Genomic DNA, 25,717 nt, shown 5'->3' on the forward strand with positions numbered 1-25,717 from the left:
CGATGTCATGGCAACTGCTTCAACACGCCGACAATTGCCTCGCCGTCCGTGAAATAGGGATCGCCGCCGCCATTGCGTCCCGCCTTGGTGGCGCCGACGCCCGATATGTCGCTGGTCGAGAGCAGCATGCCGGCAGTGGCCAGGTCGCGCATCAGGAAATCGCGCTCGGCGTCGATGTCGGGGCCGATATGGTGGGTGACGGCGCCGGTGTCGTGGCTGAAGCCGACGCCGCGATCGAAGCTGGCCGAGCCCAGCCACAGCGGCCGGCCATCGTCGCCGCTTGCATCGGTCTGCCAGAAGCGGACATGATGCCGTCGGTCGGCGCTGATGCCCTCCGGCTTTTCGAAGGCGAGATCCTGGGCACGGCCATCGAACAGCAGCCTGCTGACCGGCGCATCGGGATAGGGGTGGTCGAACAGCACGCTTTCACCGATCTCGATCGCGGTCTTCAGGGTGACGGCGTCGGCGGTGTCCCAGCCGGCAACGGCAAAGGCGTGGACCACCTCCTTCTGCGTGCCGACAAGGCCGACATTGATCGGGTCGCCCGGAATGCCTTGCGGCGTGTGCGTCAGCATCTCGAAGCGATGCGTGCGAAAACCTCGATCGCGGAACGTCCAGAATTCCGGTGCGGCGAAATAGGCGAGCGCCAGATACGCGGCCAACAAGGTCGCCGCCCAGATCATAATGCGTCGCCGAACGCTTCGTTGACCCATGAATGCCGCTCAAATGTTCCGGCATCACATTAGGCGTTGTCATGGCATTCAGGCAAAGGATACCCGGCACCGATCTAACGGCAGGCGCGATAACCGTTCTTGCGGTTCTTGATGTCGAAATGAAAATGGTTGCGGTGGTCGTAATTGTAGCCGGGGCCGAGCACGGTGGTGAAGTACTGGCAGCCGTCGGCGCGCACATTGTTGAGGAAGCCACGGGTGCGGAAGGCGAACAGGCCGGGCTTGCGCACATCGATGTCGTCGCCATTGTTGAGCTCGATGCTCATGACGTCGAGCGCATTGCCCTTGCCGTGTTCGGACAGGACGCCTTCGCCGGCAATCCGGCGGCAGGAATAGCTGGAGCCCTGGTGTATGGTCCTGACGCCGGAGAAATAACGCCAGCGGGCGGAGGGAACGAGTTCGTTCTTCGTCCAGCCGGCAAAGGTAGCTGCCATGTCGCAGGTCAGGGTTGCGGCGGGTTTCATCTGGATGTTGCCGATGGCCGAGACCTTGACCGGATAATCGATGCCGCACTGGCCTTCATGGATCGGCGCCAGGTCGGTGTAGGCGACATCGAGGCGCTTCAATTGCTGACGGCAGTCGGTTTCGCTGGCCGGCATCTGCTCGACGGGCGACATCGGCTCGTCCATGCGCGGATAAGCGGCCTGCGTCATGTACGGATTGGAAGGGACAAGCTTCTGCATGCCGGCATATTGCGGCACGGCAGCCGTCTGCGCGCCGACGTCGACGGCCGGCTGCAGCGACAGCACACTGCCGGTGTTGCAGGCGGAAAGCGCCGCCAGCGCCAGACCGGCGGTCAGCATTGCTGCATATTTTGACTGGCGCGCGGTGGCGAAAAACACGGCCCGAAATTTGCCGGCCATTGGCGGAATCCCGTTGATGGATATCCGGCATTTTAACGATCAAGGGTAAAGGAAAACTCAGCGTCCGCGTTCATGCCTGCGGCCGAATTGCGGCACGCGGCCTGGATCAGCCCTGATCACTGGCAGAACGTTCCGCCATGACGGCGCGGTTCGAGATCGAGATGGAAATGCAGGGAATGATCGGCGTCGGCGCCTGGGCCGAGCACCGTCTTGAAGGGTCCGCAGGCGGCCTTGCGAACATTGTTGAGGAATTTGGCGTCTTTCTCCGGCGGCGCCGGGCCGACCTCGATCTTCTTGCCGTCCGACAGCGTGAAGCTGGCGATGTCGAGCGCGTTGCCGAACGCGTGTTCCGACAGTTTTCGTGTGCCGTTGCGTGGCCGGCAGACAAAAGCCGATGCCTGGCCGATCGATTTCAGGTCCGCACCGAATTCGGCCTTTGCCGCCGGCTGGATGACATCGGCGGCAAAACGCGCCGTCGCCTCGGCCATCTTGCAGTTGAGCTCGGTGCCCGGGGCAATCGCGATCGACTTTCCAAGGGTCTTCAGCACGATGGGGTAGGGAATCGAACAGCCGATTTCGGGCTGGCTTTCCGCCTTGTACTCTTCGAATTCGACGCCGAGCGTCTTTAGCCGTTCGCGGCATGCGACTTCCTCGACCGGCATTTTTTCATCGGGCACGTCGGCCGAGCGCGGATCGGGCAGCATCTTCTTCTCGTCCGCGTCGGCCGGCTTTTGCGGTGGCTGCGGGGCGACGGTTGGCGGCTGGGCCTCGGGTTCTGCAATGTCAGGCTTTTGTGTCGGCGTTGGCGCGACGTCCGGCGGCTCCGGCTCGTTTTCCCCGGTTGATGGCTCCGGAGCCAATGGCTCGGGACGTGCCTGCTTTTCCTGGTGGGATTTTTCTTCCTTGAAACGGTCGGGCGCTTCCGCGGCCTTCGGCCCTACGCGCTTTTGCTCCTCGGTCTTTGCAGCTTCAGCCTTTGGTGCGTCCGCCGGGCGTGGTTCGGGCACCGGAATGCCGGGTTGGGTTATCGGAGTGCCGGGTTCGGGCACGGGAACATCGGCAGGCGAGGGCAGCGATGTCTGCGTTTTCTGCTGTGTCTGCTTTGGCGTGACCTGCCGGTGGCGCCGTGGTTTCAAACGCTTTCCGCCCCTTGGTTTCAGGGGCTGGTCGGCTCGTGGTGTCAGCGGCTGCTCGACCCGCGGCGTCGGGGGCTTATGATGCCGATGGCGATGTCTCGCCTCGACCGGCATCACCAGCAAGGCCGTGACGGCCACGGTCAACGCAATCCTGCATATTCGGGAAAAGACGATCGACCCCATCGCCCTCAACGGCGCCGACGCAAGGTGGTTGCCTTGGCCGCATCACGAACGGTAACCGCTCCGTTACGCACCGATCGCTTCCAGCCCTTCCTCCAGCCAGTCGGCGAGCAGCGGCATGCCAAGCAGGTATTTCGCGGTGCGCTTGTTGGCGCGTTCGCGCGCGGCGGCCAGCGCGTCCGCCCATTCGGTGGCGTCGTAGTCGCCGCGACCGACCCAGGCCAACGCGATCAGCTCGGCTGCTTCATCGACATTGAGGTCGTTGATCAGCTCGCGCAGCTCTTCTTCGGTCAGGTTCTCGGAGCTTTCCTCGGCAAGGCCGTCATGGTGATGGTTGACATGGGACTCGCCGTCGAGTTCGACCTCGTGCTCGGCGCCATCGGCATAGTCTTCATTGACGGCCGCACTCAGTGCCTTGGCCTTGAGGATGAACAGGCGCACCGTGTCGGGGCCGATCGAAAGCTCCCAGTCCTTTTCAAGCCGCCGCTGCAAGGGCCGTCTCCCTCAGGTCGTTTGCCGGATGATAGCGGATTCGCGGCATCCGTCACCTGATGTTCTCCCGCCCGCAATTTTCCGGGATGAAACGCAAGCCGACCGGCGTTAGTATTGCATTCTCACCCCTCCAGGAGGTTTCGATGCATAAAAGAGTGCTGATCCAGGCGGCGAGCGCATTGCTCGTTCTACAGTTCCTTGCCGTTCCGGTGTTCGCCGCGGGCAGCGGGGGCAGCGGCGGTGACGAAACCGTCACCCAGTGCAAGAAGGGCCAGGTCTGGGACAAGAAGAAGAAAAAGTGCGTCGCGCCCCAGGAAGGCATGCTCGACGACGACAGCATCTATGATGCAGGCCACGCGCTGGCGATGGCCGGGCGCTATGACGAGGCGATTGCCGTGCTCAGCCTCGCCGCCAACAAGCAGGATCCGCGCATCCTCAACTATCTCGGCTATTCGCACCGCCATTCCGGCCGCGTCACCGTCGGCCTCGGCTATTACGAGGAAGCGCTGCGCATCGATCCGAACTACACGCTGGTGCGCGAATATCTCGGCGAAGCGCATCTGCAGATCGGCGATCTGGCCGGCGCCCAGCAGCAGTTGATGGAAATCGAGAAGCGGACCGGCAAGGGTTCGCGTGAATATGGCATGCTGGCCGAGCAGATCGACCATTTCATGAGAAGCTGAAAAGATCCCAGGGCTCTTCCAAGCGGCCGCGAGCGATCGCGGCCGTTTTTTGTTGCCCCCGGTCTCATTCATCGCCCCGGACTGATGAAAACGGGGATGATTTTAGCAAAACCGATTTTTGGGCGTGAAAAACCCGCTGACATTGCTATATTCAGGGAAATTGCGGTGAAACGGTTCCGTAAGCTCGAGGCTGCCGGACCCGTTTTCTTTTTGTACCCATCGACAAGGCTTTCCCCGATACGCGGGGGTGGCAGCAGGAAAGGCAGGCATCATGAACAAGGTCCCGATGACAGGCGAGGGGTTCGCGTCATTGAAGGAAGAACTGCGCTGGCGCCAGCAGGAAGAGCGGCCGCGCATCATCGAGGCGATCTCCGAAGCGCGCTCGCATGGCGACCTGTCCGAAAATGCCGAATATCATGCCGCCAAAGAGGCGCAGAGCCTCAACGAGGGCCGCGTCAACGAGCTTGAAGATTATATTGCGCGCGCCGAGGTGATCGACGTCAGCAAGCTCAGCGGCGACAAGATCAAGTTCGGCGCCACCGTGGTGCTGGTCGACGAGGACACCGAGGAAAAGAAGACCTACCGGATCGTCGGCGACCAGGAGGCGGACGTGAAGTCCGGCCGCATCTCGATCTCCTCGCCGATCGCGCGTGCGCTCATCGGCAAGGAAGTCGGCGACGCCATCGAGGTCAACGCGCCTGGCGGCGCCAGGGGGTATGAGATCGTCCAGGTGCAGTTCATCTAGGACCTTTGATAATTCTACTCTGGCGGCCGACTACAGCGCCGCGCGTCCTCTCGGACGCGCAAAGGACGCTGTAGGATTTTCAGTTAGCGCATGATCCCTTTCCGAAAATCAATTACGATTTTCGGGGGCATGCGCGGGCGGTTTTCTGCGCTTCCGGTGCTCACGTACTTTAAGTACGCGCCGCTCCGGTTCTCGAAGAACCACGCTATTCGACTCGCCAGAGCGAATTCTGAAAGGTCCTATGCCGGCGCTTGTAGTTTAAGTGCCAATAGCTTTTCTGCTTCCGCCACTACCTGCACCGGCACAACACGCCCCCCATGCGAGGCCAGCAGTGTCGATGCGTAGCGTCCGCGCGGGCCGGTCAGACCCGGCTCTGTTGCCAGGAAAATTGCGACCGTCGGCAGGCCAAAGGCACTGGCAAGATGGGTCAGCCCGGTGTCGGCGCCGATAACCAGCGTCGAGCCGCCGATAGTCGCGGCGATTTCGGACAGCGGCGATTTCGGTACCACGATCGTTGACGGCACGGCGCCTGCGATTGCCTCGGCCACGGTTTTCTCACGCTCGTTCGACCAGGTCGTGACCGGCGTCATCCCCCGCTCAATCAGGAGGTGGGCGGTTCCGATCCAGTCTTCGGCCGGCCATTTCTTGTCTTCGCGGCTGGTTCCGTGCAGCAGGAAGGCGGTTTTTCCAGAAGTGCCCGCCAGGGTGCCGGCGGGCGGCACGATGCCGGAGTCCAGCGTCGAAAGATCGGGCTGATAGGCGAGCGCCAGGCCAAACAACCGCCGCGTCCGTTCGATGGCGTGGAGATCGCGCGGGACGGCATACGTGGCATCGTAGAACAGCGTCGCCGAGGGTTCGCGCGCGCTCGAACGGTCGAAGCCGGCAATGGGTGAGCCCGCCTGTCTTGCCACCAGGGCCGATTTCAGCAGGCCTTGCGCGTCGATGACCAGATCGTAGCGGCAATTGCGCAAGGTGCGGCGCAGGGCGGCCGCCTCGCGCCAGGTGGCGCCGTCAAGCAGCGCCTTGCGCCAGCGCCGGATCGCCACCGTATGAATCTTGTCGATCGCCGGGTGAAGCGCGACGATTCCGGCGAATGCCTCTTCGACGCACCAGTCGAAGGTCAGGTCCGGGCGGTGGCGACGGGCATCCTCGACCGCCGGAAAGGTGTGGATGACATCGCCCATCGACGACGTCTTGACGATCAGCACCTTCATGCCGCGGCCGGAATTTCCAGCAGCCGGTCCGCCGCTGCCGCGACCTGGCCGACTTCCAGCGTCTTCAGGCAGTTGAGGTGGCCGAGCGGACAGACCTTCTGGTGGCAGGGCGAGCACGACAGGCCGAGCCAGACCAGCTCGCGGCGCTCCGCCAGCGGTGGCGTGTTTTCGGGCGAGGTCGAGCCGTAGACGGCGACGATCGGCGTGCCGACGGCGGCCGCGACATGCATCAGTCCGCTGTCGTTGGACACAGCCAGCCTGGCGGCGGATATCAGGTCGATGGCGTCCTCCAGCCGCGTCTGTCCGGCGAGGTCGACGACGCCGGGGGCCAGGGCTGCGATCTCCGCCGTCACGTCGCGGTCGTTCTTCGAGCCGAACAGCGCAACCTTCAAGCCTTTGCCCATGAAGCCGCTGGCAAGCCCGGCATAGCTTTCGCTGGGCCAGCGCTTGGCAGGGCCGAATTCCGCGCCGGGCATCAGGGCCACGAATTTCTGCGGCGCCAGCCCGAAACGGCCGAGCAGGTCGACCTGGTTTTTCGTGTCCACGCTAAGCCGGGGCGCCCGGAAACTGCCGCCCTGGGCAAGGCCGAAATAGGCCTGCGCGGTGCGTCGTTTGATGCTGTCGGGCAATGGCACGACGTCGGTCAGCAGGCCATAGCGCATCTCGCGCAGATTGCCGACACGGCGCGGAATGCGGGCAAAGAACGGAATCAGCGCCGACTTCCAGCTGCCCGGCAGGATATAGGCCATGTCGTAGCGGCCGCGCAGCAGGCGGCCGAAGCGGCGGCGATGGGTGAATTCGAGCGCGCCGGGTTTGAGCGGAAAATCGATCTGCTGGCGGATTTCGGGCATGCGCTTGACCAGGGGTGCTGCCCAGGCAGGCGCCAGCACATCGATGGCGGCGTTGGGATGCAACTCCTTCAGCGCCGAAAACAGGCACTGCGCCATCACCATGTCGCCCACCCAGCGTGGGCCGATCACGAGGATCGTTGGGCTTTCAGCCATTCGACATAGTCTCTGACACCGGTTTCCACTGTCCGGAATTGGCCATTGTAACCGGCCGCGCGCAAACGGGACATATCAGCTTGCGTAAAGCTCTGGTAGCTGCCCTTGAGATGGTCGGGAAAGGGGATGAATTCAATCTCCCCTTTACCCAACGTGTCGATCACCGTTTCGGCGATGGCGCGGAAGGGCTGGGCACGGCCGGTGCCGCAATTGAAGATGCCGCTTGAGCCCCGTTTCCACAGCCACAGATTGACGTCGGCGACATCACCGACATGGATGAAGTCACGGCTTTGTTCGCCGGGTCCGAATCCGTCATAGGCGCCGAACAGTTTCGGGTTCTCGCCTCGCTCGACCTGGTTGAACAGATGGAAGGCGACGGAGGCCATGGCGCCCTTGTGCGCTTCGCGCGGGCCATAGACGTTGAAGTAGCGCAAGCCTACGACCTGTGAATGGTCGGCCTGCCCGGCGAACACGGTTCGCCTGACATAGTCGTCGAACAGCTTCTTGGAATAGGCGTATACGTTGAGCGGCCGTTCCAACGCGGGATCCTCGAGGAACTCCGAGCCGCCGCCATAGACGGAAGCCGAGGAGGCATAAAGGAAAGGCACGCGCAAACTCTGGCTTGCATGCAGCAACCGTTTCGAGAAGGCGTAATTCACCTCCATCATGAATTTGCCGTTCCACTCGGTGGTGGTCGAGCAGGCGCCCTGGTGGAACACGGCCTCGATGCGGCCGAGCGAGCCGGCCTCCATGCGGGGCAGGAAATCGTCCTTGTCGAGATAGTCGGCGATCTTGAGATCGGCAAGATTGACGATCTTGTGACCGTCGGTAAGGTCGTCGACGACGAGGATGTCGTCATGCCCTTCGGCATTCAGCGCGGCGACGATGTTGGAGCCGATCATGCCGGCGCCGCCCGTGACGATGATCATGAAGGACCTCTGGTTGCTTGCGATTCCGGTCCTTATAGGGGAGGCTAGCCGGGCTGTCGACAAAGCCAGGTGCATGCGCCTGTCCTGCCATTTTATGCGCTTGTCTGTTTTGTCTATTTTGTCTATTATGGACAAAACAGGGTATCCCATGAAAAACTATCCGTCGACCGATCTGAAACAGAATCTTGGAGATGTGCTTGCAGCTGCCAGCCAGCAGCCGGTCTCCATCACTCGCCACAACAAGCCGAGATACGTCCTGATGAGCATCGAGGCCTACGAAGCGCGCTTCGGCAACGACAGCCGCCGCGTCTACGCTGCGAAGGACGCCCCGACCGAACATGTCGAGATGCTCGAGGAGTACGCCGCGGAATTGGACCGTGATTAAACCCGCTGCTGCGGACGTCTGGCGATATCCATATCTTTGGCATCGCCAACACGGAGACGGCGAGACCGAAGGCCGGAAGTCACGGCCTGTGGCCTTTGTGGCTGTCCTTCCTGGGAAAGCCGGGGGTACCAACCTCTTCATACTTGCAATCACTTCCACACAGCCGGGTCGTGATCGCGTTGCAGTCAGCATCCCGGAAATTGAACGCCACCGTGCGGGCCTCGATCCTATGCCCCTTTGGGTCATGGTCGATGAGTACAATCATGATATCCTGGAAGCGTCGGCCTATTTCGAGCCGGGTGCGCGAATTGGCGCGTTCAGCCCGTCATTTCACAAGAAAATTATGTTCGCTTTTACTGCGGTTGTCCGCACGGGTCAGTCCAAAGCAATCCCGCGCGGACTGAATCGACAGGGCAGAGCACGATCGTGAGGGACCAAAAATGCCATCGACCGAACTGCTCATCGCGTTTTTCGCCACCACGGCGATCTTCGCCTACATTCCAGGCCCGGCCATGCTCTATGCCGCCGCGCAGACGATGGCGCGCGGCCGCTGGTCCGGCCTGACGGCGGCGCTGGGCATTCATCTGGGCGGCTACGTGCATGTTTTCGCCGCGGCCGCCGGGCTGTCGGTGCTGTTTCATGCCGTGCCGACGCTCTACCTGGCGGTCAAGCTGGTCGGTGCGCTCTATCTGATCTGGCTTGGCATCTCGCTGTTTCGCAAGCGCGCGGACGGCGATGCGGCGCTGCCCGCGATCGAGCGCAAATCGGCGCGGCGCGCCTTTTTCGAGAGCATCACCGTCGAGGTGCTCAATCCGAAGACAGCGATCTTCTTCATGGCGTTCCTGCCGCAATTCATCGACGCCTCGGCGGCGTTTCCGGTCTGGCTGCAGTTCGTCGTGCTCGGCACGATAGTCAATCTGATGTTCTCCTCGGCCGATATCGTCTGCGTGTTCCTGGCGGGCGCCGTGATCGGCCGCCTGCGGCGTTCAAGCCGCGCCCAGCGGCTGATGCAGCGGGCGGGAGGGGCGGTGCTGGTCGGGCTGGGCGTCCATGTTGCCCTGCAGAAGAGCTGACGCATCGGACAGTCGCGGGTCATGTCCTGACGTTGCGCTGCGTGGATTTGCGGTATATCGGCAGGCATGAACGATCCGGCCCGTAAATTGACAATTTTCATCACAATTGAGATTTGCCTTACCCTCGCGTTGCCAGTGACATGATCAAGCACAATCCGCCTTCTCCAGAACCATTGCACCGCGCCATTGCGCGGTTCGGCCAAGCCACCGTGCTGGTGGTCGGCGACTTCATCCTCGATCGTTTCGTCAACGGCGTCATCGAGCGGATCTCGCCGGAAGCGCCGATCCCGGTGCTGCATGGGCGCGGCGAGACCTCGACCATGGGCGGCGCCGGCAATGTCGTGGCCAACATCGTTTCGCTCGGCGCTGCCGCTGTCCCCGTTTCCGTAATCGGCGCCGATCTGGCGGGCGACAGTCTGGTGCGGATGCTGCGGGAACTTGGCGCCGATACGGCGGGCCTCGCGCAGGAGCCTGGTCGCATGACATCGTCCAAAAGCCGCTTCAGCGCGCTCAACCAGCAGGTGCTGCGTTTCGATGAAGAGGAGATCAAGCCGCTCGGCGCCGCGGAGCGAGCCGGCCTGATCCGCCATTTCCGCGCCGCGCTGGCGCACGCCGACATCGTCATCCTGTCCGATTACGGCAAAGGCATCCTGCTCGACGGCGTCGCCGGCGACTTGATCGCCATCTGCCGCGAGGCTGGAAAGCCGGTGCTGGTCGACCCGAAGGGCCGCGATTACGCGCGCTATGCCGGGGCGACCGCCATCACCCCCAACCGCAAGGAACTCGGCGAGGCCGTCGGCCATGCGGTGTTCGCCGATGACGAGATCGTGGCTGCCGCGCGCCAGCTGATTTCGGCACATGGTTTCGATTTCGTCGTTGCGACGCGCAGCGAAAAGGGCATGAGCGTGGTCGGCCCCGACGAGGCGCGCCACATCGCCACCCAGGCGCGCGAAGTGTTCGACGTTTCGGGCGCCGGCGATACGGTGATCGCGAGCTTCGCGCTGGCGCTGGCCGTAGGCGCCGATACGGTCATGGCCGCTTCGATCGCCAATGCCGCTGGTGGCGTCGTTGTGGGAAAACGCGGCACAGCGCGGCTGACGGTCGAGGAACTCACCGGCGCGCTGTTCCGTTCACATGGGCCGACCGCCCACAAGGACGCCATCCTCGACGCCACATCGGCCGCCCGCATGGTGGCGGCGTGGAAGGAAGAGGGCCTGAGCGTCGGCTTCACCAATGGTTGCTTCGACATCCTGCATGCCGGCCATGTCAGCTTGCTGCACGCGGCGCGAAGCCAGTGCGACCGGCTGGTGCTCGGCCTCAACAGCGATGCCTCGGTGCGGCGCCTGAAGGGCGCCGGCCGGCCGGTCAACGACCAGCACGACCGCGCCTGCGTGCTGGCAGCACTCGCCTCGGTCGACGCGGTCGTGGTGTTCGAGGAAGATACGCCGCTGGCGCTGATCGAAGCGCTGCTGCCCGACATACTGGTCAAGGGCGCCGATTACACGGTCGATACCGTGGTCGGCGCCGATGTGGTGCAGAAGGCCGGCGGACGCGTCGTGCTGGTCGATCTCGTCGCTGGAAAAAGCACCACCAACACCATTGGCAAATTGCGCGCCGGCGGCACCACAAACTGAGGGTTTCATGTCCGACTTGAACGATTACCTTGTCCGCTCGGCGGCTGCCATATCAGCCATGGTCGAACGGGACCTGACCGGTGAGATGGAGCGGGCGGCGAGCGCGGTGGTGACGGCGCTTTCGTCGGGGAAGGCCTTGCTCATCGCCGGCAATGGCGGCTCGGCCAGCGACGCCATCCACATTGCCGGCGAACTGGTCGGCCGCTTTCTCAAGGAGCGCAAGGCCTACAATGTCATCGCGCTGCCGGCCAATGCGGCGGTGCTGACCGCCTGGGGCAACGACTATGGCTTCGACACGGTGTTTTCGCGCCAGGTCGAGGCGCATGGCGCGGCCGGCGGCGTGCTTCTGGCAATCTCGACCAGCGGCAATTCGCCGAGCATCCTCGCCGCCGCCGAACAGGCACGGAGGATGGACATGACGGTGATCGGCATGACCGGCGATACCGGCGGCAAGCTGAAACCTCTGTCCGATATCCTGCTCAACGTTCCGTCGACCTCGACGCCGATCATCCAGCAGGGGCATCTGTGCCTTTATCATCATCTGTGCGAGGTGGTCGAAGCGCGCCTCAGCAATGGCTGATCCCACGACCTCTGGCCGCTATCCGCTGGCTGAGCCGGGCCTGTGGGTCGAGCAGGTCGGCTCAAAGGTGTTCGCCGCCGGCTCTCCGGCGCTGTTCCTCGACCGCGACGGCACCATCAATATCGATACGGGCTATCCGGATGATCCTGGCGAAATGGTGCTGCGCGCGGATATAGCCGCGGTGATAGCCGCCGCCAACGGGGCCGGCATTCCCGTCATCGTCGTCACCAACCAGTCCGGCATCGCGCGCGGCTATTTCGGCTGGAGCGATTTCGCCGCCGTCAATGGCCGCGTGCTCGAACTGCTACGCGCCGACAATGCGTTCGTCGACATGGTCCTTGCCTGCGCCTATCACGAGGCGGGCTCCGGCCCGCTCGCGGCCGCAGATCATCCGATGCGCAAGCCCAATCCGGGCATGCTGCTGGAGGCGGCCAGTCGCCTCGGGCTCGATCTGCGGCGTTCGCTGATCGTCGGCGACAAGGAGGCCGACATGGAGGCGGGACAACGCGCCGGCCTCTCGCAGGGCTGGCTGGTGGACGGGCAAGCGGCTGTCCGACGGGGCTTCACAATTCGGCCTTGGTGCGACCGCGCGGACTTCGACGGCCTGCTCGCCGCAATAGCTGCACTTGGGGCCGCCTCGGGCGCGCCCTAACGGTTTATACCCGATCGTTGTCCCGCCAGGCTTCATAGAGCTTGGCCTCGGTGGCGAACGAATACACCATCACCAGCATCGAATAGACGAACCCGTGCCGGCCGCACAGGAAGTAGCGCTTGGCCAGGTAAAACTTCAGGAAGTTGCCAAGCGGCGACAGCACCAGTCTTATCAGGCCAGGCTTCTTGGCTCGTTCGACCAGCGTGGCGACCTTGAGGCTGGAGTAGGTGTTGGCTCTCGCCAGATCCTCGGCAATAGTCATTTCGCGGCGATGCAGCAGCACGCCATTTTCTATGGTGCCGGTTTCGCCCGGCACCTCGAACGACTCATGGACCCGCAGATTGAGGTCCATGGTCGCCTTGTCGCGCCGGAAAAGACGCAGCAGCCTGTTGTGAAGCACCCAGCGGTGCGCATAGCCATAACCCTTCAGCTTGTCGCGGCGCCTGATGTACCATCCGTCGAAAGCATCGTTCCCAAGCTGCGTCACATTCGTGATCGACTGCCTGAGAACGTCATCGATGGCCTCGTCGGCTTCAATCGAAAGGCACCACGGTTGGGTGGCCTGATCGAGCGCGAATTGCCGCTGACGAGGAAAGCCCGGCCAATCATTGTGAAACAGCCTTATCGGGTAGCCCTTGGCGATGAACGCATTGACGACGTCCAGAGTGCTGTCCGTCGAGCCTGAATCGACGACGATGATCTCGGCGCAGAAGTCGACGCTTTCCAGGCATTCGCCGATCATGTCGGCCTCGTTCATACAGATGACCAGCGCCGAAACCGGGCTAGAAAATCGAGTCATCGTCCCACCCCACGGCACACTGTTCTCGGAATTGGGCTGCCCTGCGCCACCTGTATTATGCAATCCCGAAAGCGCTATGCGCTTTTCCCAGGAAAACCGTTACACACTTTTTCTGGAATTGCTCTAGGAAACCAGCAAGGTGGCTACGGCAGTACATCCGGCTCCACAGGAGAGCCTATCGAACGCCAAAGCGGCGCTGATATGGCGAGGCGCTCAGGCCGCATCGGCGAAAGCCGGTTGCGGTTCAACCGGCTCAAGGCTGTGCGAACGAGACCAAGCCTTCGTCCTTGACCCGGCGGATGGTGAGCGCTGTGCGCACCGTGTCGACATTCGGGGTCGAGGTCAGTTCCTCGATGACGAAGCTCTGGAAGGCGCCGAGGTCGCTCGCCACGCAATGCAGGAGGAAATCGGATTCGCCCGACACCATCCAGGCGTCGCGTACGATCGGCCAGCCGCGGGTGCGCTCGGCAAAGATGCGCAGCTCGGCATCGGCTTGATGATGCAGGCCGACGAGGCAGAAGGCAACGACATCAAGGCCGAGCGCTGGTGCGTTGAGCAGAGCGCGGTAGCCACGGATGATGCCGGCTTCCTCCAGGCGCTTGACGCGGCGCAGGCATGGCGGTGCCGAAATGCCGACGCGGTTCGACAGTTCGACATTGGTCATGCGGCCGTCGCCCTGCAATTCGCGCAGGATCTTCCAGTCGATGGCGTCGAGGTCGGCCTTGAGCGGCATGAGGGCTCTCGATCATGAGGGGCAACACGCAAGAATCTTGCGTGATTTTGTAATTAAACGACTTCGCTGTCCATTCCATCCTTCGCCCGGAATATTTCGCGGGATCCGCAGGCGACAGGGTGTGACAAAGCTTTCCGGGGACGAACTCCAACTTGCCTTGCTGGCGTCGTGGGCAACACTTACATTACGCGCGACAATGATCGAGTTTTCCATGCCGCAATTGCCGGCAGCCCTCCGCAGAGGCTTTAGATGACCACCAAGCACGCGCCCGTTCTCATCATCGGTTCCGGCCCGGCCGGCTATACGGCGGCGGTCTACGCCGCCCGCGCCATGCTGAAGCCGATGCTGGTCGCCGGCCTGCAGCAGGGCGGGCAGTTGATGATCACCACCGATGTCGAGAACTATCCCGGCTTCGCCGACCCGATCCAGGGTCCGTGGCTGATGGAGCAGATGCTGAAACAGGCCGAGCATGTCGGCACCGACATCATCAACGACATCATCACCGAGGTCGACCTCAACGTGCGACCGTTCCGTGCCAAGGGCGATTCCGGCACCACCTACACCGCCGACGCGCTGATCATCGCGACCGGCGCGCAAGCGAAATGGCTGGGCATCCCGACCGAGCAGGACTTTATGGGTTTTGGAGTCTCGGCCTGCGCCACCTGCGACGGCTTCTTCTACCGGGGCAAGGATGTCGCGGTGATCGGCGGCGGCAATTCGGCGGTGGAAGAGGCGCTCTATCTGTCCAATCTCGCCAAGAGCGTGACGGTGATCCACAGGCGCAGCGATTTTCGCGCCGAACGTATCCTGCGCGAGCGGCTTCTGAAAAAGGACAATGTCCGCGTCATCTGGGACACGATCGTCGACGAGATCACCGGTCGGCCCGGCAAGACGCCGCTGCCGCCCTCGGTCGAAGGGCTGAAGCTCAAGCATGCGGGGACCGGCGAGGTGTCGCACCTCAAGATCGACGGTGTGTTCGTGGCCATCGGCCATGCGCCGGCGGTTGAACTGTTCGCCGGCAAGCTCAAGCAGAAGCCGAACGGCTATCTGTGGACGGCGCCGGATTCGACCCGCACCGATGTGCCGGGCGTGTTCGCGGCCGGCGATGTGACCGACGATATCTACCGCCAGGCGGTGACGGCAGCGGGGCTTGGCTGCATGGCCGCACTCGAGGCGGAGAAGTATCTGGCCGGCATCGAAGTGCATCGCGAAGCGGCCGAGTAGAGAGTTCAGAGAGCGGCTTAGAAACGCCGTGTAAAAGCCTGATTTTTCATTCAGACGCCAAAACAGAACGAGGGGAATCATGGCGTTGGACTGGGACAAGCTACGCGTGTTTCACGCTGCGGCGGAGGCGGGGTCGTTTACCCATGCGGCCGAGACATTGCATCTGTCACAATCGGCGATCTCGCGGCAGGTCAGCGCGCTCGAGCATGATGTCGGCGTGCCGCTGTTCAACCGCCACGCCCGCGGGCTGGTGTTGACCGAGCAGGGTGAGATGCTGTTTCGCACGGCGCATGACGTGCTGATGAAGCTGGAGACCATCAAGTCCCGGCTGACCGAGACCAAGGATCGCCCGTCGGGCGTGCTGCGGGTGACGACGACGGTGGGGCTGGGCGCCGGCTGGCTGACCGAGCGGGTGCAGGAATTCATCGAACTCTATCCTGAAATCAGCCTGCAGTTAATCCTCGCCAACGAGGAGCTCGATCTCACCATGCGCCAGGCCGATTGCGCCATTCGGCTGCGCCAGCCGCAGCAGCCGGACCTGATCCAGCGCCGCCTGTTCACCGTGCATTTCCACCTCTACGCGGCCCCATCCTATGTCGCCAAGCATGGCAGGCCGTCTTCCGTCGCCGAGCTGAAGGCCCATCGCATCGTCACCTTCGGCGTGCCGGTGCCGTCGCATCTGTCGGAGCTGAACTGGCTGGAAACGGTCGGTGATTTCGAAGGCGGGCAAAGGGTGCCGACGCTGCAGATCAACGACATATTGTCGATCAAGCGGGCGGTGCAGGGCGGTGCCGGTATCGCCATGCTGCCCGACTATGTGATCAGCAAGGACTCCGACCTCGTGCAGCTGCTGCCGGAGACCGAGGTGCCGTCTTTCGACACCTATTTTGCTTATCCGGACGCGATGAAGAACCAGGCCAAGCTGCACGTGTTCCGGGACTTTATCATCGCCAAGGCGAGAAGCTGGTCATTCTAAGGACATGTCGATTGCCTGGCCCGACCTGAGCCTCAACATGCCCTGAGACGGCGCTGCCGGTTTCACCTACCCCCGCCAGGGCGACAGTCGAGGCAGCCAGCCGGGCACGTTGCGGCGGTAGGCGTCGTATTCGGCGCCGTACCGGTGAGCCAAAGTCGGCTCCTCGTAGAACCGCACGAAAGAGCCCATGGCGATCGCGCCGATGACCGCATAAGCGGCCAGCGTCCAGCTCGAGAACAGCAATGCCTGGCCGAGGATGATCGACAGCACGGCGACATACATCGGGTTGCGGACATGACGGTAGATGCCGCCGATCACCAGCCTCTCGGTTGGCGCGACCGGAGCGGGCGTGCCGAGGCCCTCAAGCGCGAATCGACCGAAGGCATGCAGCAGTGCTGCGATCGCGACGGCGATCAGAAGCCCGCCGGCAGGAACAAAGCCCGGCAGACCAGACCACGGCAAGCCCCAGCGATCGGTCAACAGCCAGGGCACCAGCCCGGCAACCACGCAGGGCGCCGCGATGAAGAAGGCCGCACTGCCGGCGATCGCCGAAAACGTCCGCATTGGCTGCTTCCTCCCGATTGCCTTAGAAATGCACGCCTGCTGCCTGCTTCCACATCATTGCCCGGTTTTGGCATTTTGAGCCGAAAGCCAGCCGAGATCGGCAATTCTGTAGTTGCAATTGCCCGATTCGGCGGCCCATTTCGACGATTCTGCTGGTCCTATTGGCTTCTGGAATGGGTTAGACCACAGCCTGCGTCTTTTTGCATGCGTGTGTTGCAAAATAGATGCTTGTTTCTTGGGCATGATGAGCACATATATAGATCATCTCCTGGGCGCGTTCTCCTCCCATTAGCGCCCTCGAGTGTTCCCCTCTGGAGGTTAGCCTTAACAGGCACTCCAATCAAACTCAGCCGGATCTTCATTGATCCGGCTTTTTTGTTGCCTGTGCTCTGCTGGGCCGGCAAAAAATTCCATCACAATTGCCACGTAACGGTGACATGTAACCTCTGGTAACATAGCCCGGGCGCCCGCGACCTGCTATGTGGATCATAGGACGCGGTGTGGTTCGGACGGGAGATGGGGGCATCACTCGTACGGCCCGGGCTCAGGCGGCTACCGCGTCCGAACCGTTTTTCCGCCGAACTCGGCGGCACCAAATGCGGCGGACCTGCCGTTTTACCTCCCAAGGAAACGGTCCGCGAACAAAACGACGTCCGGTCCCCGCCGGACGTCGTTTTCTTTTGTCCCCTCGAATCAGGTTCGAGAGGAACGCTACGCCATCAGGCAGCCTTGCCGTTGGTGTTCATCGCCTCGTCGGCCAGACGGCCGGTGAGTTCGGCCATGTGGTCGAAGACGGCACGGTAGCTGGCAACGCCCGCGGTCGCCGAGCGCAACTCGATGATCAGGTCGCCGATCTCGGCTTGCGGCATGGTTGCCTCGACGACATCCCATCCTGGCCAGCCAGGCCGCGCGTCGTAGCCGAGTATCTGGCCGCGCCGTTGCGGGATGAGAGCGATGATCTTCGAGGTGGCGTCGGAGGGTGTGACGATCTCGACCTTCATCACAGGCTCCAGGAGCACCGGCAAGCACGCGGCCATGCCTTCCTTCATTGCCAGCCTGGCCGCCATCTGGAAGGCCATGTCGGAGGAATCGACCGCATGGTAGGAGCCGTCCGACAGGTTGACTGCGACATCCACGACCGGAAAGCCCAGCGGCCCGGATTTCAGATAGTCGCGGACCCCGGTCTCGACCGACTGGATGTAGGTCTTGGGCACGACGCCGCCGGTGATGGTGTCGGTGAACTGGAAGCCGGAGCCGCGCGGCAGCGGCTTGATCTCGATCACCACGTCACCGAACTGGCCATGTCCGCCGGACTGTTTCTTGTGACGGCCGCGCTGTTGCGCCGATTTGCGGATCGTCTCGCGATAGGGCACCGCCGGCGGATGGCCTTCGACCGGTATCTGGTTCTTGCCTTCCAGCCGCTCGCGCACCACGCGCAGATGCATCTCGCCATGGCCCGACAGCACGGTTTCAGCCGAGTCCTGGTTGTGGCGCAGGCTGAGCGAGGGGTCCTCCTCGGCCAGCCGCTGGATGGCAGCCGACATTTTCACTTCGTCCTTGCGCTCCTTGGGACGGAGCGCGAAGGCGAAGACCGGCTGCGGCGGCTCGAACTGGACGAGCGGCTTGATGCCGCCCTTGGCCGAACTCAGCGTCTGGCCGGTCTTGACCTCGTCCAGCTTGCCCAGCGCGACCGTATCGCCGGCCTTGGCGATGGAGAGCTTGGAATGGTCCTTGCCGAGCATCCGGTAGATGCCGGAAACCTTGGCCGTGTCGCCGCCGGGCAGCCAGAGTTCGGAACCGTCGACGACCTGGCCGGAGAGGATGCGCGACACCGACAGCTTGCCGCCATGCGAGGTGTGGATGGTCTTCATCACCTGGACCAGGGTAGCCGCGCCGTCGGGTGCACCGAGCCGCTTGCGGGTCGCCTCGATGTCAGGCGCGTCGTGGCGGATCGCCTTCAGGAGACGCAGCACGCCGTTGCCTTTCTCGGCGGTGCCGATCAGCACCGGGGTCACCGCGCCGTCGCGCAGGTCGGCGGCGAGATCGTCGAAGATCGCGTCCTTGGGCGGTTCGATCTCCTCGAGCAGCTGTTCCATCAACTGGTCATCATGGTCGGCCAGCGTCTCCAGCATCGAGAAACGCGCTTCGAGCTCGCGCGCCTTCTCGTCGCCGGGAATCTGCGCCACCTCGCTTTCGGCATATTCGCGATAGATGTAGGCGCGCTCCAGCGCCAGGTCGATCGAACCAATGACGACGCCGTCCTTGCGCAGCGGAATCTGGCGCAGCAGCAATGGCACGGCACTGGCCGGCTGCAGCATCTTCAGCGTGTCGCGCACGCCGGTGATTGCCTTGTCGACCTTGTTGAGAAACAGGATGCGCGGCACGCCGAGATCGTCGAGCTTGCGCATGATCAGTTGCAGGGCAGGGATCTTCTTTTCATCGGCCTCGGCCACGACCACCGCGAGGTCGCAGGCGGCCAGCACCGGTTCGGCTTCGAAAGAGAATTCGATGGAGCCGGGACAGTCGACGAAGGTGATCTGCTCGCCCATGAATTCGGTGGTGGCGATCGTCGCCTCGACGCTCATGGCGTGGGCGCGCGCCTCGGGCGAATGATCTGAAACGGTGTTGCCTGATGAAACGGGATTTTGTCGGGGAATTGAGCCCGTACGGGCCAATATGGCTTCGAGAAGTGTCGTCTTACCGCTTGCGAAGGGACCGACTATGGCAATGCATTTCGGTCCCGTGCGTCGTCCTCCGGCGCGAGTACCCATGACTGACCTCCACTCAGGCGTTTCCCGTAGGACCGACTGGCATGCATGGTTCAGGCGTGGTCAATCGGTCCTGAGCGGCGGCCGGCCTGTTCGACCGTCGCGGGCGGGGTTCTTTTCAAGTCCACCTGCCCAAAGCCATCGTCCCACTTGTTTGCCGGCAGGGCAAGGAAAATAGAAATCCTTTGCTCGGCCGTGGACCCGTGCTGGCCATATAGGGGGCTGGCAGCCGGAAGCTGTTGCACGTCGGCCGATATCGGCGGAAACTGAAGCTGGCGACCCGTCGCCCGCTGTTTTGAAGGACCATCGACCCATGAAGATCATTGCCTGCGGCAGCGTGCCGACCGTCATCGCGCCGGAAAAATACTTCACCGGCCGGGTGCTGCAGACGCCGATCATCGAGAAAGAGGCGCCGGCGCGGCTGCGAGCCACGCTGGTCAGCTTCGAGCCGGGCGCGCGCACCCACTGGCATACGCATCCGCTTGGCCAGACGCTCTACGTGACGGTGGGCGCCGGGCTTGCCCAGACGTGGGGCGGCCCGATCCAGCAGATCAGGGCGGGCGACGTCATCTCGTTCGCGCCTGGCGAAAAACACTGGCATGGCGCGGCGCCGAAATCGGCGATGACGCATATCGCCATGCAGGAGGCGCTCGACGATGTCCATGCCGACTGGCTGGAAGCGGTGACATCGGAACAATATGACGGCTGAATGCTCAGTCCGCAGGAACCCGGCTTCTATTCCAGCCGCAACATTTTCAGAAGAGGGCGACTCGCGGCGAGTCCCGTACCATGGCGCAGGCCATACTCAGTCGCCGGATCGACAGCGCCATGCCGCCCGTTCAACTGACCGTCGGCCAGTAATTTGCGAAACTCACGTCCGGACATAGCCATGTCAAAGCACCGTTTGCCCCTGGTCGCCGCTGTCTATCTTGGTTCGTTCGTGGCTCTGCTCGACGTCAGCATCGTCAATGTCGCGCTGCCGACCATCCAGCAGGCGTTGCAAACCGATTTCGGCGGCCTGCAATGGGTGGTCGACGCCTACACGCTGTGCCTGTCGGCCTTCATGCTGTCGTCCGGCCTGATCGGCGACCGCTATGGCCGCAAGCGCTCATGGCTGGCCGGCGTCGGCATCTTCGTGGCCGGCTCGCTGATCTGCGCCGTCGCGCCCAATTTGCCGGTGCTGCTGGCCGGCCGGGTCGTACAGGGCATCGCCGGCTCGCTGCTCATTCCAGGCGCGCTGTCGATCCTGACGCAAGCCTTTCCCGATGCGCGCCAGCGCGCCGGCGTCATTGGCGGCTGGGCGTCGTTCGCCGCCACCTCTCTGCTCGTTGGTCCCGTCCTCGGTGGCATCCTGGTCGAGACCGTCGGCTGGCAAAGCATCTTCCTTATCAACCTGCCGCTTGGTCTGATCACGATCGCGCTCGGTGCTGCTTCGATCAACGAGACGGCGCATCCCGAACATGCCCATCTCGATCTCGTCGGCCTGGCTCTCAGCATCCTGTGGCTGGGGGCGCTGACCTTTGGCCTGATCTCGGCCGGCGAGAATGGTTGGGGCGAGCCAAGGACGGTCACGGCGCTCATCGCAGGTGTCGTCGGCCTGGGTGCTTTCCTCGGCTTCGAGGCGCGCACGGCACGGCCGATGCTGCCGCTTGGCCTGTTCCGTGACGTCCGCTTTGCCGTCGCCAATGTCGCTTCGTTCGCGCTCGGCTTCACCTCCTATTCCAGCGTCTTCTTCTTCTCGATGTTCCTGCAGCAGGTGCAGGGCTGGTCGCCGACGCAGACCGGCCTGCGCATGGCGCCGGCCTTCATCGTCCAGATCGTGGTGTCGCCGTGGATCGGCAGGCTGAGCGCGCGCTATGGTCACTCCGCGCTGATGAGCATCGGCTATGTTGCTATCGGCCTGTCCATGCTCGGCATGTGCTGGGCCGGTCCTTCGACGTCCTACGCGATGCTGTGCCTTCTGTTCGCCATCGGCGGCCTCGGCAATGCGCTTGCAATCCCGACCGGCAGCGCTGCCGCCATGTCCTATGCGCCGCGCGAACGCTCGGGCATGGTGTCGGCGGTCATCAATGCCACCCGCCAGAGCGGTCTTGCCATCGGCATCGCCTTGCTCGGCGCCTTGATGAGCATGCGGGCAACCAACCTTTTGACCGGGTATCTCGGCGATGCCGGTGTCGCCAACGCGGAAGCGGTCGCTCGTGCTGCAATTTCGCGGCATGATTTCGCAACCGATGCGGCGATGGGCGAAAGCGGCGTGCATGAACTCTATGCTGCCGCCTATGCTGGCGGCTTCCATGCCGCCATGCTGACGGCGGCGATCGGCGCGTTCCTCACCGCCGCACTGCTGGTTGCCGTGCTGGCGCCGGCCGAGGCGCGCTCGGCCAAAGAGACCAAGCACGAGGCGTGAGGCTGACGGCCCATTGAAAACCCGGCAGTGAAGCCGGGTTCTGCGTTCAAAGTGCGCCGCTCAGGTCAGCGAAGCCGTAAAGCGCTGGATGCGCGTGCAGGCTTCCTCCAGAAGCGTCTCCGAGGTGGCGTAGGAGATGCGGAAGTTGGGGCCGAGGCCGAAGGCCGAGCCGAACACCACCGCGACGCCCTCGGCTTCGAGCAATTCCGAGCAGAAGGTTTCGTCGGTGTCGATCGGCTTGCCGGCCTTGGTCTTCTTGCCGATCAACTGGGCGCAGGAGGGATAGACATAGAAGGCCCCTTCCGGCGACGGACAGGTGATGCCGCGCGCCTGGTTGAGCATCGAGACGACGAGGTCGCGACGGCCTTGAAAGATCGCCTTGTTTTTGGCGATGAAATCCTGCGGGCCATTCAGCGCCTCGACGGATGCCCATTGCGCGATGGTGCAGGCGCCCGATGTCTGCTGACCCTGGATCATGTCCATCGCCTTGATCAGTTGGACCGGGCCCGCCGCATAACCGATGCGCCAGCCGGTCATTGCATAGGCTTTCGACACGCCGTTCATGGTCAGCGTGCGCTCGTAGAGCTTAGGCTCGACCTCGGCGATGGTCTTGAAGACGAAATCGCCATAGGTCAGGTGCTCGTACATGTCGTCGGTCAGCGTCCAGACATGCGGATGCTTCAACAGCACGTCGGCCAGAGCGCGCAGTTCGGCCTCGGTATAGGCGGCACCCGACGGGTTCGACGGCGAGTTCATCAGCAGCCATTTGGTCTTCGGCGTGATCGCCTTTTCCAGCACGGAAGCGGTCAGTTTGAAGCCGTTGTCGATCGAGGTGTCGGCAAACAAGGAGGTGCCGCCGCAGATCGCCACCATCTCGGGGTAGCTGACCCAGTAGGGGCGAGGAATGATGACCTCGTCGCCGGGGTTCAGCGTCGCCATGAAGGCGTTGAACAGGATCTGCTTGCCGCCCGTACCGACGATGGTCTGCTCGGGCTTGTAGTCGAGATTGTTCTCGCGCTTAAACTTTTTTGCGATCGCCTCGCGCAGCGGCACGATGCCCGAAACCGGCGGATACTTGGTTTCGCCGCGGCGGATCGCCTCGATTGCCGCATTCTTGATGTTGTCGGGCGTGTCGAAATCCGGTTCGCCGGCGCCGAGGCCGATAATGTCACGGCCGGCATTTTTCAGCTCGCGCGCTTTCTGCGTGACCGCGATGGTGGCGGAAGGCTTCACGCGCGAAAGGGTGTCGGCAAGAAAGGCCATGAGCTTGACGTCTCCATGGAAGATCGGCGCGGCCAGGAGCGACCGCGGCGCTTCTCATGTCGCATGATTTCGCGCAACGCAAGCATTGTCGGCTGATCCAGGTCTCAAGGAGCTGTGATCGGACCCGGGGTCGGCAACAATAAATTCATTAACGAGCGGTAGAGGCTTGAGTGGCAGGATCGCAGACCAATTGCGGAGCGAGGAACCGTGTCGCGCAGCGTCGGGCTTGCCCACATCATCCGTCAGGACGACGGCACCTCCACCGGTGTCTGGGGCATCTACACGTTGCAAAGCGCTTTCCAGCCGATCTTCGCCTTCAAGGAAGGCAAGCTGTCGGTGGTCGCGTTCGAAGGGCTGATCCGACCGTTCCGCGACGGCGAGCCACAATCGCCGATGAATTTCTTCTCGACCTGTCCGGCCGCCGACCGGCTGCATATCGAGGCGCTGACCAGGACGCTGCATCTTCTCAACGCCGGTGCCTGCCTGCCGCAGGAAGCGTCGATCTTTGTTAATTTCGACCCGTCGGTGTTCACCGAACGCACTGTTGCCGACGCTGCCTTGCGCGAAATGCGGCTCGTGCTGCACGAGGCCGGCATCGACCCGCGTCGCGTCGTCTGCGAGGTGACCGAGCAGCGGTCGGCGTCGCAGGAAGCCTTGCACGGCTTCGTCGCGGCATTGAGAGCCAACGGTTTCCGCATCGCCGTCGACGACTATGGCGCCGACGATTCCGACATCAACCGGGTCAAGGAGTTGAAGCCGGATATCGTCAAGTTCGATGCCTACTGGATCACGCAGCTGATGGAGTCCGGCGCCGGCTTCGCGTTGCTGACCACCATGGTGAAGAACTTCGAGGAGCAAGGCATCCATACGGTGTTCGAAGGCATCGAGGAGGGCTGGCAACTGGAGCTCGCCGAGAAATCGGGTGCGTCGATGGTGCAGGGTTTCGTGCTGGCGCGGCCCGAATTGGCGCCGACCAGCTTTGGCGTCTTCGACAAGGCCGGGCAGGCGCCTGTCGCTGCTGCCGTCGACACGTCGGCTGCTGCCGTGGCAACGCCTTCGGCGCGGCCGGTCAAGGCCTTTGGGCGTCGCGTGGCGACATGAGAGGTGATCGGCGGCGCAATGTCGGCGATGCGATCCGGGTCGACGAAGTCGGCATCGAATACGGCATGTATGGCGAGTTCCGGCTGCGCAGCGCCTATCAGCCGATTTTCGCGCCGCGCGGCCGGTTCCTTCACGCGGTCGCGGCCGAAGCCCTGATCGAGCCGCACCGTGCGGGCCGCCCCGGCGCGCCAAAGATATTCTTCGAAAGCGTTGCCGTCTCGGACCGGCTGTTTGTGGAAACCATGTGCCGGGCGCTGCATCTCAGGAATTTTCGCAATATCGGCGTCGACGGGCTCGACCTGTTCTTCAACTACAATCCGTTGATCAACGACCATGCCGGGCGGGCACTGGCCGAGATTCGCCTGATGACCAGGCATCTCGGCGAGTTCGGCCTGGCGCCGGCCATGCTGGTCTGCGAAATCACCGAACAGGCGGCGGACGACGCGCTTCTCGCGCGGCTGGTGCGCGAAATGCGGCGCGACGGCATCCGCATCGCCATCGACGATTTCGGCACCGGGCACTCGACCGAGGAGCGGGTGAGCCTGCTCAAGCCCGACATCGTCAAGATCGACGGCACCTGGTTCGCGGAGTTCTGTCGCCACGCTGCCGCCGAACGGTTCTTCCGCCCGCTGGTTTCCAGCTTGCATGACCGCGGCGCCAAGGTGCTGGTCGAAGGCATCGAGCAGCCCACCCATCTGCGCGCCGCGCTCGAAGGCGGCGTCGACCTGCTGCAGGGTTTTCTCCTCGCCCGCCCAGCCTTGGCGGGGACCGTTTTCGAGGAAGAGCCACTGAACATCGACACGCTGCTGGGTACCGGCGGCAATGTCGTCCCGCTGTTCGGCTAGGGGCGCCACTATTCACACATCAGCGGCGCTGATCGTCGCGACAAAACAAATCATTGGTTGAGTCCGCCGCCGCTGCGATAATCGCGCGGAGACAGTGCTCGGGGGAACAGCCATGATACTTTACGGCATGATAGACAGCGGCAATTGCTACAAGCCGCGCCTGCTGATGGCGAAGCTTGGCCTAGCCTTCACCAACGTCGAGGTGAGTTCGCACACAGGCGACACACGCAAAGCCGACTTTGTCGCCAAGAACCCGAACGCCATGGTGCCGCTGCTCGAGTTCGACGATGGCCGGCGGCTGGCCGAATCCAACGCCATCCTGCTCTATCTCGCCGAAGGCACACGCTTCCTGCCGGCGGACAGGTATGAGCGTGGGCTCGCGTATCAATGGCTGTTCTTCGAACAATACAGCCACGAGCCCTACATAGCCGTGCGCAAGGCGCTGCTGACCTTTCCCGAACGTGCTGGGGATGCGACCCCGGAGCGGCTGGCGGTGACGCTGGAGCGCGGCAACAAGGCGCTCGGCGTGATGAACAGGCATCTGGAAAACAATGCCTTCTTCGCTGGCAGCGCGCTCAGCGTCGCCGACATCGCGCTCTATGCCTATACGCATACGGCGGAGCAGGGCGGTTTCCAGCTCGACGCCTATCCGGCGGTGTCGGCATGGCTTGGCCGCGTGGAAGCGGATCCGGGGCATGTGCCGATCGAGTGGGTGGGGTAGCCTTCTCCTCCTGAA

26 protein-coding genes are annotated in these 25,717 nt (G+C 63.1%); 14 read left to right on the forward strand and 12 right to left on the reverse strand.

What is annotated here, in order from left to right; all coding sequences use genetic code 11:
- Positions 1-5 precede the first annotated feature (5 nt).
- The 4 genes from EOC83_RS29930 to EOC83_RS29945 form a co-directional block, all read right to left on the reverse strand.
- Complete coding sequence (locus EOC83_RS29930; RefSeq protein ID WP_063168816.1) at positions 6-713, reverse strand: LssY C-terminal domain-containing protein; 708 nt, start codon at positions 711-713, stop codon at positions 6-8.
- A gap of 74 nt (positions 714-787) precedes the next feature.
- Entirely contained in the window at positions 788-1,594 is an 807-nt protein-coding gene (locus EOC83_RS29935; RefSeq protein WP_027162117.1) for an extensin family protein, read from the reverse strand.
- 116 nt (positions 1,595-1,710) lie between these two features.
- Entirely contained in the window at positions 1,711-2,844 is a 1,134-nt protein-coding gene (locus tag EOC83_RS29940; RefSeq protein ID WP_063170317.1) for an extensin family protein, read from the reverse strand.
- Between the two features lie 132 nt (positions 2,845-2,976).
- Positions 2,977-3,402, reverse strand: a complete 426-nt coding sequence (locus EOC83_RS29945; protein WP_013530064.1) for a DUF3775 domain-containing protein — start codon at positions 3,400-3,402, stop codon at positions 2,977-2,979.
- Positions 3,403-3,545: 143 nt separating this feature from the next.
- Here EOC83_RS29945 and EOC83_RS29950 point away from each other — a divergent pair, with 143 nt between their 5' ends.
- Positions 3,546-4,085, forward strand: coding sequence for a tetratricopeptide repeat protein (locus EOC83_RS29950; protein WP_063168815.1), 540 nt, complete (start codon positions 3,546-3,548; stop codon positions 4,083-4,085).
- 271 nt (positions 4,086-4,356) lie between these two features.
- Positions 4,357-4,830, forward strand: coding sequence for a transcription elongation factor GreA (gene greA / locus EOC83_RS29955; RefSeq protein ID WP_013530066.1), 474 nt, complete (start codon positions 4,357-4,359; stop codon positions 4,828-4,830).
- A gap of 239 nt (positions 4,831-5,069) precedes the next feature.
- On the opposite strand, the gene waaC is transcribed toward greA, so the two are convergent.
- The 3 genes from waaC to rfaD are packed head-to-tail and all read right to left on the reverse strand — an operon-like array spanning position 5,070 to position 7,977.
- A complete protein-coding gene (waaC, locus tag EOC83_RS29960; RefSeq protein WP_063168814.1) occupies positions 5,070-6,044 on the reverse strand; it encodes a lipopolysaccharide heptosyltransferase I in 975 nt (324 codons plus the stop codon).
- Positions 6,041-7,048: a lipopolysaccharide heptosyltransferase II gene (gene waaF, locus EOC83_RS29965; protein ID WP_063168813.1), complete on the reverse strand. Its 1,008-nt coding sequence runs from the start codon at positions 7,046-7,048 to the stop codon at positions 6,041-6,043. Before waaF ends, waaC begins: the two co-directional genes overlap by 4 nt.
- The gene (gene rfaD / locus EOC83_RS29970) at positions 7,021-7,977 is read right to left on the reverse strand and encodes an ADP-glyceromanno-heptose 6-epimerase (protein WP_063170316.1); all 957 of its coding nucleotides are present in this window, start codon (positions 7,975-7,977) and stop codon (positions 7,021-7,023) included. Before rfaD ends, waaF begins: the two co-directional genes overlap by 28 nt.
- Between rfaD and EOC83_RS33395 the strand changes: the two genes are divergently transcribed.
- From EOC83_RS33395 to EOC83_RS30000, 5 genes are all read left to right on the forward strand, one after another.
- Positions 7,949-8,362, forward strand: a complete 414-nt coding sequence (locus EOC83_RS33395; RefSeq protein ID WP_224675156.1) for a type II toxin-antitoxin system Phd/YefM family antitoxin — start codon at positions 7,949-7,951, stop codon at positions 8,360-8,362. The two genes, rfaD and EOC83_RS33395, sit on opposite strands and share 29 nt — an antisense overlap.
- A gap of 440 nt (positions 8,363-8,802) precedes the next feature.
- Positions 8,803-9,435 (forward strand): LysE family translocator, encoded by a 633-nt coding sequence (locus EOC83_RS29985; protein ID WP_024504155.1) that lies wholly within the window; start codon positions 8,803-8,805, stop codon positions 9,433-9,435.
- Between the two features lie 140 nt (positions 9,436-9,575).
- Entirely contained in the window at positions 9,576-11,069 is a 1,494-nt protein-coding gene (rfaE1, locus tag EOC83_RS29990) for a D-glycero-beta-D-manno-heptose-7-phosphate kinase (RefSeq protein WP_063168811.1), read from the forward strand.
- Between the two features lie 7 nt (positions 11,070-11,076).
- Positions 11,077-11,649, forward strand: a complete 573-nt coding sequence (locus tag EOC83_RS29995; RefSeq protein WP_024504153.1) for an SIS domain-containing protein — start codon at positions 11,077-11,079, stop codon at positions 11,647-11,649.
- Complete coding sequence (locus tag EOC83_RS30000) at positions 11,642-12,301, forward strand: HAD-IIIA family hydrolase (protein WP_063168810.1); 660 nt, start codon at positions 11,642-11,644, stop codon at positions 12,299-12,301. Before EOC83_RS29995 ends, EOC83_RS30000 begins: the two co-directional genes overlap by 8 nt.
- A 4-nt stretch (positions 12,302-12,305) precedes the next feature.
- Here the strand turns inward: EOC83_RS30000 and EOC83_RS30005 are convergent, their stop codons facing one another.
- Positions 12,306-13,100: a glycosyltransferase family 2 protein gene (locus EOC83_RS30005; RefSeq protein ID WP_063168809.1), complete on the reverse strand. Its 795-nt coding sequence runs from the start codon at positions 13,098-13,100 to the stop codon at positions 12,306-12,308.
- Positions 13,101-13,353: 253 nt separating this feature from the next.
- Positions 13,354-13,833: an Lrp/AsnC family transcriptional regulator gene (locus tag EOC83_RS30010; RefSeq protein ID WP_013530077.1), complete on the reverse strand. Its 480-nt coding sequence runs from the start codon at positions 13,831-13,833 to the stop codon at positions 13,354-13,356.
- A gap of 249 nt (positions 13,834-14,082) precedes the next feature.
- Here EOC83_RS30010 and trxB point away from each other — a divergent pair, with 249 nt between their 5' ends.
- Together trxB and EOC83_RS30020 are read left to right on the forward strand one after the other, a co-directional pair.
- Entirely contained in the window at positions 14,083-15,057 is a 975-nt protein-coding gene (gene trxB, locus EOC83_RS30015; RefSeq protein WP_063168808.1) for a thioredoxin-disulfide reductase, read from the forward strand.
- 79 nt (positions 15,058-15,136) lie between these two features.
- Complete coding sequence (locus EOC83_RS30020) at positions 15,137-16,033, forward strand: LysR family transcriptional regulator (protein WP_013530079.1); 897 nt, start codon at positions 15,137-15,139, stop codon at positions 16,031-16,033.
- A gap of 66 nt (positions 16,034-16,099) precedes the next feature.
- On the opposite strand, the gene EOC83_RS30025 is transcribed toward EOC83_RS30020, so the two are convergent.
- Positions 16,100-16,597: an isoprenylcysteine carboxylmethyltransferase family protein gene (locus tag EOC83_RS30025; protein WP_013530080.1), complete on the reverse strand. Its 498-nt coding sequence runs from the start codon at positions 16,595-16,597 to the stop codon at positions 16,100-16,102.
- Between the two features lie 719 nt (positions 16,598-17,316).
- Complete coding sequence (locus EOC83_RS30030) at positions 17,317-19,368, reverse strand: elongation factor G (RefSeq protein ID WP_063168807.1); 2,052 nt, start codon at positions 19,366-19,368, stop codon at positions 17,317-17,319.
- Between the two features lie 310 nt (positions 19,369-19,678).
- Between EOC83_RS30030 and EOC83_RS30035 the strand changes: the two genes are divergently transcribed.
- Positions 19,679-20,074, forward strand: coding sequence for a cupin domain-containing protein (locus tag EOC83_RS30035; protein ID WP_024504148.1), 396 nt, complete (start codon positions 19,679-19,681; stop codon positions 20,072-20,074).
- 180 nt (positions 20,075-20,254) lie between these two features.
- The gene (locus tag EOC83_RS30040; RefSeq protein WP_082826535.1) at positions 20,255-21,772 is read left to right on the forward strand and encodes an MFS transporter; all 1,518 of its coding nucleotides are present in this window, start codon (positions 20,255-20,257) and stop codon (positions 21,770-21,772) included.
- Positions 21,773-21,832: 60 nt separating this feature from the next.
- Here EOC83_RS30040 and EOC83_RS30045 read toward each other — a convergent pair whose 3' ends face one another.
- Positions 21,833-23,035 carry a pyridoxal phosphate-dependent aminotransferase gene (locus EOC83_RS30045; protein ID WP_063168806.1) on the reverse strand — a complete coding sequence of 401 codons (1,203 nt, stop codon included), beginning with the start codon at positions 23,033-23,035 and terminating at the stop codon, positions 21,833-21,835.
- Positions 23,036-23,242: 207 nt separating this feature from the next.
- Between EOC83_RS30045 and EOC83_RS30050 the strand changes: the two genes are divergently transcribed.
- The 3 genes from EOC83_RS30050 (at position 23,243) to EOC83_RS30060 (ending at position 25,702) form a co-directional block, all read left to right on the forward strand.
- Positions 23,243-24,136, forward strand: coding sequence for an EAL domain-containing protein (locus EOC83_RS30050; protein WP_063168805.1), 894 nt, complete (start codon positions 23,243-23,245; stop codon positions 24,134-24,136).
- The gene (locus EOC83_RS30055; RefSeq protein WP_063168804.1) at positions 24,133-24,981 is read left to right on the forward strand and encodes an EAL domain-containing protein; all 849 of its coding nucleotides are present in this window, start codon (positions 24,133-24,135) and stop codon (positions 24,979-24,981) included. Before EOC83_RS30050 ends, EOC83_RS30055 begins: the two co-directional genes overlap by 4 nt.
- Before the next feature lie 112 nt (positions 24,982-25,093).
- Entirely contained in the window at positions 25,094-25,702 is a 609-nt protein-coding gene (locus tag EOC83_RS30060) for a glutathione S-transferase family protein (RefSeq protein WP_013530087.1), read from the forward strand.
- The last annotated feature ends 15 nt before the right edge of the window (positions 25,703-25,717 follow it).

The organism is Mesorhizobium sp. Primo-A (genome assembly GCF_003997175.1).
Classification (GTDB): Bacteria; Pseudomonadota; Alphaproteobacteria; order Rhizobiales; family Rhizobiaceae; genus Mesorhizobium; species Mesorhizobium ciceri.

Coding starts and splice junctions, on each gene's coding strand:
- EOC83_RS29930 (WP_063168816.1), bottom strand. CDS start 713: ATGGGTCAACGAAGCGTTCGGCGACGCATTATGATCTGGGCGGCGACC.
- EOC83_RS29935 (WP_027162117.1), bottom strand. CDS start 1,594: ATGGCCGGCAAATTTCGGGCCGTGTTTTTCGCCACCGCGCGCCAGTCA.
- EOC83_RS29940 (WP_063170317.1), bottom strand. CDS start 2,844: ATGCCGGTCGAGGCGAGACATCGCCATCGGCATCATAAGCCCCCGACG.
- EOC83_RS29950 (WP_063168815.1), top strand. CDS start 3,546: ATGCATAAAAGAGTGCTGATCCAGGCGGCGAGCGCATTGCTCGTTCTA.
- greA (WP_013530066.1), top strand. CDS start 4,357: ATGAACAAGGTCCCGATGACAGGCGAGGGGTTCGCGTCATTGAAGGAA.
- waaC (WP_063168814.1), bottom strand. CDS start 6,044: ATGAAGGTGCTGATCGTCAAGACGTCGTCGATGGGCGATGTCATCCAC.
- waaF (WP_063168813.1), bottom strand. CDS start 7,048: ATGGCTGAAAGCCCAACGATCCTCGTGATCGGCCCACGCTGGGTGGGC.
- EOC83_RS33395 (WP_224675156.1), top strand. CDS start 7,949: ATGCCGGCGCCGCCCGTGACGATGATCATGAAGGACCTCTGGTTGCTT.
- rfaD (WP_063170316.1), bottom strand. CDS start 7,977: ATGATCATCGTCACGGGCGGCGCCGGCATGATCGGCTCCAACATCGTC.
- EOC83_RS29985 (WP_024504155.1), top strand. CDS start 8,803: ATGCCATCGACCGAACTGCTCATCGCGTTTTTCGCCACCACGGCGATC.
- rfaE1 (WP_063168811.1), top strand. CDS start 9,576: ATGATCAAGCACAATCCGCCTTCTCCAGAACCATTGCACCGCGCCATT.
- EOC83_RS29995 (WP_024504153.1), top strand. CDS start 11,077: ATGTCCGACTTGAACGATTACCTTGTCCGCTCGGCGGCTGCCATATCA.
- EOC83_RS30000 (WP_063168810.1), top strand. CDS start 11,642: ATGGCTGATCCCACGACCTCTGGCCGCTATCCGCTGGCTGAGCCGGGC.
- EOC83_RS30005 (WP_063168809.1), bottom strand. CDS start 13,100: ATGACTCGATTTTCTAGCCCGGTTTCGGCGCTGGTCATCTGTATGAAC.
- EOC83_RS30010 (WP_013530077.1), bottom strand. CDS start 13,833: ATGCCGCTCAAGGCCGACCTCGACGCCATCGACTGGAAGATCCTGCGC.
- trxB (WP_063168808.1), top strand. CDS start 14,083: ATGACCACCAAGCACGCGCCCGTTCTCATCATCGGTTCCGGCCCGGCC.
- EOC83_RS30020 (WP_013530079.1), top strand. CDS start 15,137: ATGGCGTTGGACTGGGACAAGCTACGCGTGTTTCACGCTGCGGCGGAG.
- EOC83_RS30025 (WP_013530080.1), bottom strand. CDS start 16,597: ATGCGGACGTTTTCGGCGATCGCCGGCAGTGCGGCCTTCTTCATCGCG.
- EOC83_RS30030 (WP_063168807.1), bottom strand. CDS start 19,368: ATGGGTACTCGCGCCGGAGGACGACGCACGGGACCGAAATGCATTGCC.
- EOC83_RS30035 (WP_024504148.1), top strand. CDS start 19,679: ATGAAGATCATTGCCTGCGGCAGCGTGCCGACCGTCATCGCGCCGGAA.
- EOC83_RS30040 (WP_082826535.1), top strand. CDS start 20,255: ATGTCAAAGCACCGTTTGCCCCTGGTCGCCGCTGTCTATCTTGGTTCG.
- EOC83_RS30045 (WP_063168806.1), bottom strand. CDS start 23,035: ATGGCCTTTCTTGCCGACACCCTTTCGCGCGTGAAGCCTTCCGCCACC.
- EOC83_RS30055 (WP_063168804.1), top strand. CDS start 24,133: ATGAGAGGTGATCGGCGGCGCAATGTCGGCGATGCGATCCGGGTCGAC.
- EOC83_RS30060 (WP_013530087.1), top strand. CDS start 25,094: ATGATACTTTACGGCATGATAGACAGCGGCAATTGCTACAAGCCGCGC.